Annotated in this window: 13 protein-coding genes; 8 read left to right on the forward strand and 5 right to left on the reverse strand. The window is 53.9% G+C overall.

Features of this window, described 5'->3' with window-relative positions; all coding sequences use genetic code 11:
* Positions 1–118: 118 nt before the first annotated feature.
* A complete protein-coding gene (gene kbl / locus MY052_RS00710) occupies positions 119–1,315 on the forward strand; it encodes a glycine C-acetyltransferase (RefSeq protein WP_202216977.1) in 1,197 nt (398 codons plus the stop codon).
* A gap of 9 nt (positions 1,316–1,324) precedes the next feature.
* Positions 1,325–2,350 (forward strand): L-threonine 3-dehydrogenase, encoded by a 1,026-nt coding sequence (gene tdh, locus MY052_RS00715; protein WP_035894695.1) that lies wholly within the window; start codon positions 1,325–1,327, stop codon positions 2,348–2,350.
* Between the two features lie 60 nt (positions 2,351–2,410).
* On the opposite strand, the gene MY052_RS00720 is transcribed toward tdh, so the two are convergent.
* Positions 2,411–3,097: a lipopolysaccharide core heptose(II) kinase RfaY gene (locus tag MY052_RS00720; RefSeq protein ID WP_202216978.1), complete on the reverse strand. Its 687-nt coding sequence runs from the start codon at positions 3,095–3,097 to the stop codon at positions 2,411–2,413.
* Between the two features lie 485 nt (positions 3,098–3,582).
* Between MY052_RS00720 and MY052_RS00725 the strand changes: the two genes are divergently transcribed.
* The gene (locus MY052_RS00725; protein WP_202216979.1) at positions 3,583–4,617 is read left to right on the forward strand and encodes a glycosyltransferase; all 1,035 of its coding nucleotides are present in this window, start codon (positions 3,583–3,585) and stop codon (positions 4,615–4,617) included.
* Here the strand turns inward: MY052_RS00725 and MY052_RS00730 are convergent, their stop codons facing one another.
* From MY052_RS00730 to gpmM, 3 genes are read right to left on the reverse strand one after another with little or no spacing between them, the layout of a single operon-like run.
* Entirely contained in the window at positions 4,618–5,544 is a 927-nt protein-coding gene (locus MY052_RS00730; protein WP_248538034.1) for a divergent polysaccharide deacetylase family protein, read from the reverse strand. It abuts the gene before it with no gap.
* Between the two features lie 3 nt (positions 5,545–5,547).
* Entirely contained in the window at positions 5,548–6,819 is a 1,272-nt protein-coding gene (envC, locus tag MY052_RS00735; protein WP_035894699.1) for a murein hydrolase activator EnvC, read from the reverse strand.
* Between the two features lie 9 nt (positions 6,820–6,828).
* Positions 6,829–8,376, reverse strand: coding sequence for a 2,3-bisphosphoglycerate-independent phosphoglycerate mutase (gpmM, locus tag MY052_RS00740; protein ID WP_035894700.1), 1,548 nt, complete (start codon positions 8,374–8,376; stop codon positions 6,829–6,831).
* 248 nt (positions 8,377–8,624) lie between these two features.
* On the opposite strand from gpmM, the gene MY052_RS00745 reads away from it, so the two are divergent.
* From MY052_RS00745 to cysE, 5 genes are all read left to right on the forward strand, one after another.
* Positions 8,625–9,056 carry a rhodanese-like domain-containing protein gene (locus tag MY052_RS00745; protein ID WP_035894704.1) on the forward strand — a complete coding sequence of 144 codons (432 nt, stop codon included), beginning with the start codon at positions 8,625–8,627 and terminating at the stop codon, positions 9,054–9,056.
* 38 nt (positions 9,057–9,094) lie between these two features.
* Positions 9,095–9,346 carry a glutaredoxin 3 gene (gene grxC, locus MY052_RS00750; RefSeq protein WP_035894705.1) on the forward strand — a complete coding sequence of 84 codons (252 nt, stop codon included), beginning with the start codon at positions 9,095–9,097 and terminating at the stop codon, positions 9,344–9,346.
* Between the two features lie 84 nt (positions 9,347–9,430).
* On the forward strand, positions 9,431–9,898 hold the full coding sequence (gene secB, locus MY052_RS00755) for a protein-export chaperone SecB (RefSeq protein WP_035894706.1): 468 nt from the start codon (positions 9,431–9,433) through the stop codon (positions 9,896–9,898).
* Positions 9,898–10,917 carry an NAD(P)H-dependent glycerol-3-phosphate dehydrogenase gene (gene gpsA / locus MY052_RS00760; RefSeq protein WP_202216980.1) on the forward strand — a complete coding sequence of 340 codons (1,020 nt, stop codon included), beginning with the start codon at positions 9,898–9,900 and terminating at the stop codon, positions 10,915–10,917. Before secB ends, gpsA begins: the two co-directional genes overlap by 1 nt.
* A 77-nt stretch (positions 10,918–10,994) precedes the next feature.
* Complete coding sequence (gene cysE, locus MY052_RS00765) at positions 10,995–11,816, forward strand: serine O-acetyltransferase (RefSeq protein ID WP_035894708.1); 822 nt, start codon at positions 10,995–10,997, stop codon at positions 11,814–11,816.
* Between the two features lie 79 nt (positions 11,817–11,895).
* Here the strand turns inward: cysE and trmL are convergent, their stop codons facing one another.
* Entirely contained in the window at positions 11,896–12,369 is a 474-nt protein-coding gene (gene trmL, locus MY052_RS00770) for a tRNA (uridine(34)/cytosine(34)/5-carboxymethylaminomethyluridine(34)-2'-O)-methyltransferase TrmL (protein WP_123651055.1), read from the reverse strand.
* Positions 12,370–12,397 lie beyond the last annotated feature (28 nt).

Genomic DNA, 12,397 nt, shown 5'->3' on the forward strand with positions numbered 1-12,397 from the left:
GTGAACATCAGGCCACGTGATTTATGCTGCAAATAATTCATTCAGAAATGCATCATCTCGTATCTGCGTATAGCTTTGGGTAATATGTGCCAAATTTTACCGGATCTGGAGAGTTGCAATGCGTGGTGATTTCTACAAACAGTTAACGAACGACCTGGACACCGCTCGCGCGGAAGGGTTGTTTAAAGAAGAACGTATTATCACCTCCGCTCAGCAGGCGGACATCACCGTGGGTGACGGCAGCCACGTCATCAACTTCTGTGCCAACAACTACCTTGGCCTGGCGAACCATCCTGAACTGATTAACGCCGCGAAAGCGGGCATGGACAGCCACGGCTTTGGTATGGCTTCAGTCCGTTTTATCTGCGGCACCCAGGACAGCCACAAGGTGCTGGAGCAGAAGCTGGCGAGCTTCCTCGGTATGGAAGATGCGATTCTGTACTCCTCCTGCTTCGACGCCAACGGCGGCCTGTTTGAGACGCTGTTGGGCGCAGAAGACGCCATTATCTCCGATGCCCTGAACCATGCCTCAATCATCGACGGCGTGCGTCTGTGCAAGGCGAAGCGTTTCCGTTACGCCAACAACGATATGGTTGAGCTGGAAGAACGCCTGAAAGAAGCGCGTGCTGCCGGTGCGCGTCATGTGCTGATTGCCACCGATGGCGTGTTCTCCATGGACGGCGTGATCGCCAACCTGAAAGGCGTGTGCGATCTGGCAGACATTTACGATGCGCTGGTGATGGTCGATGACTCCCACGCCGTCGGTTTTGTCGGCGAAAACGGCCGTGGCTCCCATGAATACTGCGACGTGATGGGCCGTGTGGACATCATCACCGGCACGCTGGGCAAAGCGCTCGGCGGCGCGTCCGGCGGCTATACCGCTGCGCGCAAAGAGGTGGTGGAGTGGCTACGTCAGCGCTCTCGCCCGTACCTGTTCTCCAATTCCCTGGCGCCAGCCATCGTTGCCGCGTCTATCAAAGTACTCGAAATGGTCGAGTCCGGCGCTGAGCTGCGCGATCGCCTGTGGGCCAATGCGCGTCTGTTCCGCGAAAAAATGACCGCGGCAGGTTTCACCCTTGCGGGTGCCGATCACGCCATTATTCCGGTGATGCTGGGTGATGCCGTTATCGCGCAGAACTTTGCCCGTGAGCTGCAAAAAGAAGGGATCTACGTGACCGGCTTCTTCTTCCCGGTCGTACCAAAAGGCCAGGCGCGTATTCGCACCCAGATGTCGGCGGCGCATACGACGGAACAAATTGAACGTGCGGTGGAAGCCTTTACCCGCATCGGTAAACAACTGGGCGTCATTGCCTAAGGGTGTGAGATGAAAGCGTTATCCAAACTGAAAGCGGAAGAAGGGATCTGGATGACCGATGTTCCGGAACCGGAACTCGGCCATAACGACCTGCTGATTAAAATTCGCAAAACCGCTATCTGCGGTACCGATGTGCATATCTACAACTGGGATGAATGGTCACAGAAGACCATCCCGGTTCCGATGGTTGTCGGCCACGAGTACGTGGGTGAAGTGGTCGGGATTGGTCAGGAAGTGCGTGGCTTTAAAATCGGCGACCGCGTCTCCGGTGAAGGCCATATCACCTGCGGCCACTGCCGTAACTGCCGCGCCGGTCGTACTCACCTGTGCCGTAACACCATTGGCGTGGGCGTAAACCGCCCAGGCTGCTTCGCGGAATATCTGGTGATCCCTGCGTTTAACGCCTTCAAAATCCCGGACAATATCTCTGACGATCTGGCCTCTATCTTCGATCCATTCGGCAATGCGGTGCACACGGCGCTCTCCTTCGACCTGGTGGGTGAAGATGTGCTGGTCTCCGGTGCGGGCCCGATTGGCGTGATGGCGGCAGCCGTGGCGAAACACGTGGGTGCGCGTAACGTGGTGATCACCGACGTGAACGAATACCGTCTGGATCTGGCGCGCAAAATGGGCGTTACCCGCGCGGTTAATGTTTCCAAAGAGAATCTGAACGATGTGATGGCTGAGTTGGGTATGACCGAAGGCTTCGATGTGGGCCTGGAGATGTCCGGCGCGCCGCCGGCGTTCCGTTCTATGCTCGACACCATGAACCACGGTGGGCGTATCGCGATGCTGGGGATTCCGCCATCTGATATGTCTATCGACTGGACCAAGGTTATCTTTAAGGGACTGTTTATTAAAGGTATCTATGGTCGTGAAATGTTTGAAACCTGGTACAAGATGGCGGCGTTGATCCAGTCTGGTCTGGATCTGTCACCGATGATTACCCACCGTTTCGGCATTGATGACTTCCAGAAAGGCTTTGACGCCATGCGTTCCGGTCAGTCGGGCAAAGTGGTACTGAGTTGGGATTAGGTATTAAGCTGGTAGGATAAATAGCGAATAGCCAGATACGATAATTATCTGGCTATTTTTTTACTTGCCACGAATTTTTCGTGAAAGCCGGCGAAGATTTTCTTTTAATAAAATTAGCTTATAAACGAAACCATGACCCTGAATATCGATGTTGTACTTATTCCGGAGCGTTATGATATCGTTCGCCTGGCATATTTTCAGACTGCCCTTGCATGAGAGATCGATAACTTTAAGTTCACCTGATGGTGTCCTGATAAAATTGCCAGGGTGAATGTCATTTGAAGCAAGACCAGCGTTGTGAAGTTTGATAATACAGTCTTTTACATCCTGCGCGTTACTTTCGTTAATCTCGGTAAGAGGCTCGCCGTCAATATATTCATGAATAGTAGATACTTCAACACATTGACGTAATTGACATTTTTCAGCCACGTAGTAGAGATCTGCGGTGCAGGAACGCTGCTCGGGTGTTAGCCGCCCAAGTCGCTTAATCATGTTTGAATAAAAGGGGCCAAAAATAAAGTTTAATGCTTTTTTCTCAAAGCGATGGTCAATTTCGCGATCGTTTTTGACGATAAACTTTTTATTATCATACTCGACAAGATAAACACTCCGAAAACCATTTTCAGCATTTAGTGGTTTTCCCTTTATTTCATTGCGCGCGAATTTTTCCATCAACGAAGGGAAGTTAATATTTTTTTTCTTGAAATAGACGTTAAAACCATCCAATTCAGTCTGAATAATATTCATTAAATTCACCTCCGTATATCTAATCTTGTTGAAATAATAACGCTCTGTATTATACAAAACTGTGTCGCTAACGTTTAGTTAATACATGCTTTTATGTGAAATGAGCAGAAATAACGACTTTTTATTTTATCTAATTGAAAAATATAGATTTATTAAGGGGTGAAATGAGGCTTTTTCGATGTAAAGCATCGAGGCCGCAAAGATGCCCGCACCATCATCACCTGCGTATTGTTCATTTTGTGAGAGAGATCAAATCTGCGTTACAAAATCCTTTGCCATACTCAGGTAGAAACAAAGTTAGCAATTTGTGCTATTTTCTGTAACTCAGACGTGTAAAACAAGAGGTTATAAAAGTAGTTAATATAAATTTGTATGGGGGCTGGCCTATTTTCCGAGAAATTGTGCGTCTTTTTAAACCTTAATAGTATCTTAATAATCGAGTGATAGAGTAACCACAATCCCATAGATTAGCTGATTACCCTACTATGCAAAGTAAATATAAATTAAGCGTTATTATCCCGTTATATAATGCCGGTGGTTACTTTCGTGACTGTATGGAGTCGTTAATTGCGCAGACCTGGAAAGATCTCGAAATCATTATTGTTAATGATGGTTCTACGGATTGCTCCGTCGATATTGCGCAATACTATGTGGATAAGTATCCCCATGTTCGGCTGCTGCATCAGGCTAACCAGGGTGTCTCCGTTGCGCGTAACCTTGGCCTGGATGTGGCCGTAGGGGATTACATCGCATTCGTTGATGCTGATGATGAAGTCTATCCAGATATGTATGAAACGCTGATGGGGATGGCTTTACAGGATAATCTTGATGTTGCACAAGGCAACGCGGACTGGAGTTCGCGGGAAACGTCCCGAGTTTGGGTATCCATTCCAACCGATCGCCTGCGTTCTACCGGTGTCCTGTCCGGCCCGGACTGGTTGCGTATGGGGCTTGCTTCGCGGCGCTGGACGCATGTTCTCTGGATGGGGGTATATAGAAATGACCTCATTAAAGAACACAATATAAGATTTATCCCAGGGTTACATCATCAGGATGTCATGTGGAGTACGGCATTTATGTTTAATGCCACTCGTGTGAGATATACGGAAAAACCGTTATATAAGTACTACCAACACGATGGCTCAATTAGCCATATGAAGCGGCAGGGTGAAGCGAATTTAAATTATCAACGGCACTATATTAAAATAACTCGCCTGCTGGATGAGCTTAATCATAGCTACGCTAACCGTATCCCTATCTATCCTGAGTTTAAGCAACAGGTGATTTATGAAGGGCTGCGAGTATGCCACTGCATTCGTAAAGAACCCGATCCACAGATCCGCCAGCGGATGATTGCCGAGGTGTTTGTATCAGGCATGTTTAAACGCATGGTGTGTAACATCCGCAGCGTTAAGCTGGGCTATCAGGTCTTACTCTGGGCTTTGCGGTTCAGCAAATGGCGTGATAAATCACTCACGCCACGTCGCCTGTCACGATTAACGCTAGAATTGAACGACTAACTACTGCCACCCCTGCCACTGCAGCTGCATATACTGCACCAGCGTGCTGTGGGTGATGCTCTCGCTTAACACATTGAAGAAACGGCTGGCGTAAACTGGCTCCAGCGGTTTTTTCGGTTTGCAGAGCTTCACGCCGCGGAACGGATTGCGCGGTGCGGTTGGCTGACTTTGGGTTGGCAAACTGTTGTTTGGTCTTGAGGTATCAACCTGCGGCTCGTTAAGCAGGCTGCTTGGGCGAACCAGAGTAATGTCCGATGGCAGGTTGTAGACCATCTGCTGCAGTACGCGGACGGTGGTCGGGTGCGGGTGACCAATGGCGATGGCCGAACCGTTGCGGCGCGCTAAATCGATAGCCCGATTAAACTGCACGCGGATATCCGCTTCGTTCTGCGTATCGTCCAGGAAAACCCTGCGCTTAATCACCTTCACGCCGGTCCCGTTAGCGGCGCGCATTGCCTGGCTGTTGCCGATGGTCATGCTGTCGAGGAAATAGAGGTTATAGCGACTGAGCGCCTGCATCACCTTTTGCATCCCGAACAGGCTGGAAGTCATCGCGCTGCCCATATGGTTGTTCAGCCCGACGGCGTACGGCACCTTATCCACCGCTTCACGAATATTGCGTTCGATCTCATCGCTGCTCATGTCCGGGCGAAGGGTGTCCTTCTCCAGCGGCTGCTTGCTGAGCGGCGCCATCGGCAGGTGAATTAACACCTCGTGCCCGCTGTTATGGGCTTTGGTGGCCATTTCACGCGCGTGAGGCGCGTTGGGTAACACCGCGACGGAAATGGTGGAGGGCATCGCCAGCACCTGGTTTTCCGTCTGTGGACGATAACCAAAGTCATCGATAACGATTGATAATTTACCGGCGTAGCTCGGTGCGGCTAATGCCAGCGCACCGAGTAAAGCTATCCTGCGAAATTGAAGCAAAACTTATCTTCCCAACCACGGCAGTGGATTGACCGCCTGACCCTGACGGCGAATTTCGAAATAGAGCGACGGTCTACCCTGACCGCCACTGTTGCCCACCAGAGCGATAGGCTGACCGGCGCGCACCTGTGTGCCAACGCTGACCAGCGCGCTTTGGTTATAACCGTACAGGCTCATATCGCCTTTACCGTGCTCGACCACGACCACCAGGCCGTAACCCTGAAGCCAGTCGGCAAGGATGACGCGCCCATCGGCGATGGCTTTCACTTCGGTGCCTTCCGCTGCGCTTATCACCATCCCCTTCCAACGTAGCTCACCTTGGAGCTGTTCGCCATATCGATGAAGCGTTGTGCCACGTACGGGCCAGAAAGCCTGACCACGTGGTGCGCCCAGGCCGCCGGTACGGGCCATCAGCGAACGTTCACTTTCGGAAGGTTTGTAGGTGGTGCCTTTACGGGTGGCTTCTTGCTGACGGTTGCGCACGGCTTCCGCTTCACGCGCTTCGCGTTCGGCGCGGGCTTTAGCAGCAGCCTCCGCGCGGGCAATGCTGCTCCGCAGACGGGATTCGTTGGCGCGCAGTTCGCCGAGTTGCTGTTGGCCTGCCTGAATGGAGGATTCGAGCCCGGAAATGGTTTTCTGACGTTCATTACGCGCCGCTTCGAGTTTGGCCTGCTGGGCTTTCTGCTCGTACAGCAGCGTTTGCTGTTCGCTCTGCTTCTCTTCAAGCTCGGTTTTCTGCGCGGCGACTTCTTCGCGGGTCTGCTTAAGCTCGGCGATAGTTTCCTGGCGTGCCTGGTTCAGGTAGCCAAAGTAGGCCTGCAGGCGTTGGCCGCGCTGGCTCTCTTCACCGCTGAGGATAAGCTGAATGCCGGTGTGCTCGCCCTGACGGAATGCGGCATCAAGCTGTGCGGCCAGATTACGCTCCTGCGCCGCCCGCTGTTTTTCCAGCTTGGCGATGGAGGCGTTCATCTCGGCAATCTGCGCGTTAAGCTGCGCCAGTGAGTTTTGCGTTTCACGGAGCTGACGCGCGGCGGCGGCAATGGCCTGTTCCTGCGCTTTAAGCTGGGCGAGAAGGGTAGCGCGTTGTTGTTGCTGTTGGCGTACCGCGCGCTCTTTGGCGGCGATATCGGCCTGAATAGACTGGAGCTGTGAACGGTCGTCCGCATGGGCGGGCGCGGCGCACAGCAATACGCCAGCGCTGAGCGCGCTGGCGTAGAACGTGGACCGAAGCGTCGCCTCGGCCCATTTAATGGAATAAATCGCCTTTCCCCTCATGGGGAGGGATTATTCCACGATGAACAGCGGCTTACCAGTCATCTGTTGCGGGATTTCCATCCCCATCAGCGTCAGCATGGTTGGCGCGATATCGGAGAGCTTGCCGCCTTCCACCGCTTTAACGGTTTTATCGCCAACGTAGATCAGCGGAACCGGCAGGCTGGTGTGTGCAGTGTGCGCCTGGCCGGTAGCCGGGTCACGCATCTGCTCAGCGTTGCCGTGGTCAGCGGTAACCAGCAGCTGGCCGCCTACTTTCTCGACCGCACGAGTCACTTCATCCAGGCAGTGATCCAGCGCTTCAACCGCTTTCACCGCAGCTTCCATCACGCCGGTATGGCCAACCATATCGCCGTTCGGATAGTTACAGATGATGGTGTCGTACTTACCGCTTTCGATAGCGGCAACCAGCTTCTCGGTCAGCTCAGCGGAGCTCATTTCCGGCTGCAGGTCGTAGGTCGCCACTTTCGGGGAGTTGATCAGGATGCGATCTTCGCCTTTGAACGGCTCTTCTACGCCGCCGTTGAAGAAGAAGGTCACGTGCGCGTATTTCTCGGTTTCGGAGATGCGCAGCTGCGTTTTCTCATGCTTCGCCATCCACTCACCGAAGGTATTTTCCAGGGAGGCTGGTGGGTAAGCGCAAGGTGCTTTGATGTCTGCTGCGTATTCGGTCAGCATGATGAAATCGCCCAGCTTCACTTCTTTGTGGCGTTTGAAGCCGTCGAAGTCGGCGTTCACGAACGCGCGGGTGATTTCACGCGCACGGTCAGCACGGAAGTTCATGAAGATCAGCGCATCGCCGTCTTCCATTGCGGCATCGGCCTGGCCGGCTGCACGGATAACGGTGGCTTTCACGAATTCATCGTTTTCATCGCGAGCGTAGGCAGCTTCCAGCGCGGCAACCGCGGTGTCAGCCTGGAATTCGCCTTTGGCTTCAACCAGCAGGTTGTAAGCTTGTTCAACGCGATCCCAACGGTTATCACGGTCCATCGCATAGTAACGACCGATGATAGAGGCCACGCGGCCTTTGCCCAGCGCGGCAAATTTCTCTTCAAATTTCTGCAGGGAGCCATTGGCGCTGCGCGGTGGGGTGTCGCGACCGTCGAGGAACGCGTGCAGGTAGATTTTTTCTGCGCCACGTTCAGCGGCCAGCTCTACCATTGCCATGATGTGGTCTTCATGGCTGTGTACGCCACCGGCGGACAGCAGGCCCATGATGTGTACCGCTTTACCCGCAGCGACGGCTTTGTCTACCGCGCCAGACAGCACCGGGTTAGCGAAGAAAGTGCGCTCTTTGATTTCGACGTCAAGACGGGTCAGGTCCTGATACACGATACGGCCTGCGCCCAGGTTCACGTGACCGACTTCAGAGTTACCCATCTGACCGTCTGGCAGACCGACTTCCAGGCCAGAAGCGTGGATCAGGGTATGCGGACGTTTTGCCCACAGCGCGTCCATAACCGGAGTTTTAGCGCTGTAAATAGCGTTATCCTGATGCTCTTCGCGGTAGCCGTAGCCATCCAGAATCACCAGTACCATAGGTTTTTTAGTAACCGACATTGCGACAACCTCATGCTCTAAAGACAGAAAATTTGCGTAATTTTACTACAGCTGAATCGATAAAATAACAACGAGAGATCAAAGAAAGCGGGGAGATGGGCGCTGAAAAACGTACAAAACCTCCCTTTTTTCCGTAGCACTCCGCAGAAAACACATTACATCGCGCGCGCTGGCTGTATTTGCGCCACGCCGCAGGTATACTCCATCCCTGGTTTTTAAACATTACACGTCGGGAGCTGTTACCCCCCATGCAAGAGATTATGCAATTTGTTGGTCGTCACCCTGTGCTGAGCATCGCGTGGATCGCGCTGCTGGCGGCCGTGCTGTTCACCACCTTTAAAGGGCTGATGTCTAAAGTTAAGGTCATCAACCGTGGTGAAGCGACCCGTTTGATTAACAAAGAAGACGCGATTGTCGTCGACCTGCGCCAGCGTGATGATTTCCGTAAAGGCCACATTGCCGGTTCCGTGAACCTGCTGCCGGCTGAAATCAAAGCCAACAACGTCGGCGAGCTGGAAAAACACAAAGACAAACCGGTTATCGTCACCGACGGCTCCGGCATGCAGGCAACTGAGTCTGCTAGCGCGCTGCTGAAAGCGGGCTTTGAAAAAGTCTTCGTACTGAAAGAAGGTATCGCAGGCTGGAGCGGTGAAAACCTGCCTCTGGTTCGCGGCAAATAATACCGACTCGTAGATCGGGTAACGTCAGGAGAGCTGTAATGGCCAAGATTGAAATCTATACCAAAGCGACATGCCCTTATTGCCATCGTGCAAAAGCGCTGCTGGCTGAAAAAGGCGTCACCTTCGAAGAACTGCCAATCGACGGCAACGCCGAAAAGCGCGAAGAGATGATTCAGCGCAGCGGCCGCACGACGGTTCCGCAGATTTTTATTGATGCACAGCACATTGGCGGCTGCGACGACTTGTATGCGCTTGATGCACGTGGTGGACTCGATCCCCTGCTGCGCTAATGCTTTGCGAAGCGTTCACGCCTGACCTGGGCGGGCGTGAGGCATTCCGCTTTTTTTAAGGACAACACGAAAGGGTTTTTACACATGTCAGAACAAAACAACGCAGAAATGGCTTTCCAGATTCAGCGCATTTACACCAAAGATGTTTCTTTCGAAGCACCAAATGCGCCACACGTTTTCCAGAAAGATTGGCAGCCAGAGGTTAAACTTGATCTTGATACCGCTTCCAACCAACTGGCTGACGGCGTGTATGAAGTGGTGCTGCGTGTCACCGTAACGGCGAGCCTTGGCGAAGAAACTGCGTTCCTGTGCGAAACTCAACAGGCGGGTATCTTCTCTATCGAAGGTATCGAAGGGACTCAGATGGCCCATTGCCTGGGTGCATACTGCCCGAACATCCTGTTCCCGTATGCGCGTGAATGCATCACCAGCCTGGTTTCCCGTGGGACTTTCCCACAGCTGAACCTTGCGCCGGTTAACTTTGATGCGCTGTTCATGAACTATCTGCAACAGCAGGCTGGCGAAGGTGCAGAACAACATCAGGATGCCTGATGAACGCACTTAATGCTTCAATGACTGTGATCGGTGCCGGCTCGTACGGCACCGCTCTTGCCATCACCGTGGCAAGAAATGGCCATCCGGTTATACTCTGGGGCCACGATCCCAACCATGTCGCGATGCTACAGCACGATCGCTGCAACGCGGCATTCCTTCCCGACGTTCCGTTCCCCGATACGCTCCACCTCGAAAGCGACCTAGCGACCGCGCTGGCCGCCAGTCGCGATATTCTGGTGGTGGTGCCAAGCCATGTATTTGGCGACGTATTACGTCAGATGAAACCGCTGCTGCGTCCTGATGCTCGTCTGGTCTGGGCAACGAAAGGGCTGGAGGCTGAAACTGGTCGCCTGCTGCAGGACGTGGCGCGTGAAGCGCTGGGCCCGGATATTCCGCTGGCGGTGATTTCTGGACCGACGTTTGCCAAAGAGCTGGCCGCCGGTTTGCCAACGGCGATTTCGCTGGCGGCGACGGACCCGGTCTTTGCCGACGATTTGCAGCAGCTGCTGCACTGCGGTAAGAGCTTCCGCGTGTATAGCAACCCGGATTTCATCGGCGTCCAGTTGGGCGGCGCGGTGAAAAACGTGATTGCGATTGGCGCAGGCATCTCTGACGGCATCGGCTTTGGCGCGAACGCGCGTACGGCGCTTATCACCCGTGGGTTGACTGAAATGTCACGCCTTGGCGTGGCGCTGGGTGCAGACCCGGTGACCTTTATGGGCATGGCAGGGCTCGGTGATTTAGTGCTGACCTGTACCGACAACCAGTCGCGCAACCGTCGTTTCGGTATGGCGCTCGGGAAAGGGGCACAGGTTCAGGAAGCGCAAGACAGTATTGGCCAGGTGGTCGAAGGTTACCGTAATACCAAAGAAGTCCGCGAGTTGGCGCACCGTGTAGGTGTCGAAATGCCAATAACCGAGGAAATTTATCAGGTATTATATTGCGGAAAAAACGCGCGCGAGGCAGCATTGACCTTATTAGGTCGTGCACGCAAGGATGAGCATAGCGGCAACTAATCGCAGGAAACCTTTGTCATCCCGACGATCCGGCAAGCGCAGACTTGCCGATCGTTCCAATATGTCTGGAGTAAGCAATGTCGTGTGAAGAACTGGAAATTGTCTGGAACAATATTAAAGCGGAAGCCAGGGCTCTGGCGGACTGTGAGCCTATGCTCGCCAGCTTCTATCATGCGACGCTACTCAAGCACGAAAATCTCGGCAGTGCCTTAAGCTACATGCTTGCCAACAAACTGGCTTCACCGATTATGCCCGCCATCGCCATTCGCGAAGTGGTAGAGGAAGCCTACGCCGCCGACCCGGAAATGATCGCCTCTGCCGCCTGTGATATCCAGGCCGTGCGCACCCGCGACCCGGCGGTCGACAAATACTCAACGCCGCTGCTGTACCTGAAAGGCTTCCACGCGTTACAAGCCTATCGCATTGGCCATTGGCTGTGGGGGCAAGGGCGACGCGCGCTGGCCATTTTCCTGCAAAATCAGGTATCGGTGTCGTTCCAGGTGGATATTCACCCAGCGGCGAAGATTGGCCGTGGCATCATGCTCGACCATGCGACCGGTATTGTAGTGGGTGAAACGGCCGTTATTGAAAACGACGTCTCTATCCTACAGTCCGTTACCCTTGGCGGTACCGGTAAAACCAGCGGCGACCGTCACCCAAAAATCCGCGAAGGCGTGATGATTGGCGCCGGGGCGAAGATCCTCGGCAATATCGAAGTAGGTCGCGGTGCGAAGATTGGCGCGGGTTCCGTGGTTCTTCAGCCTGTCCCACCACACACTACCGCGGCGGGTGTACCGGCGCGTATCGTTGGTAAGCCGGAGTCGGACAAACCGGCAATGGATATGGACCAGCACTTCAACGGCATCAACCACGGATTTGAGTACGGCGACGGGATTTGATTCTTTGCCCGGTGGCGCTGCGCTTACCGGGCCTACCACACCGTAGGCCGGATAAGGCGTAGCCGCCATCCGGCAAATATCAACTGCGCAATACCGCGCCCGGATACCCCAGCTGGCGCCACGCCTCATACACCACCACCGACACCGCGTTCGACAGGTTCATGCTGCGGCTATCCGGCATCATTGGAATACGAATTTTTTGCTCAGGCGGCAGTGCGTCCAGAATGGTCGCGGGCAGCCCGCGGGTTTCCGGACCAAACATCAGATAGTCACCGTCCTGATAGCTCACCGCGCTGTGCGCGGGCGTGCCTTTGGTGGTCAGGGCAAACAGACGCTGCGGATTTTCGCTCTCAACAAACGCGGCGTAATCGGCATAGCGCGTGACAGCGGTGAACTCGTGGTAGTCCAGCCCGGCGCGGCGTAGGCGTTTGTCGTCCCAGGCAAAGCCCATTGGTTCGATGATGTGCAGACGAAAACCGGTGTTGGCGCAAAGACGGATGATATTCCCGGTATTGGGCGGGATTTCAGGTTCGAATAAAACGATGTTAAGCATGCTGCCCCCTTGGATTGCGGGGGGCAGG

The sequence above is a fragment of the Kluyvera ascorbata genome, from assembly GCF_023195735.1.
GTDB lineage: Bacteria > Pseudomonadota > Gammaproteobacteria > Enterobacterales > Enterobacteriaceae > Kluyvera > Kluyvera ascorbata.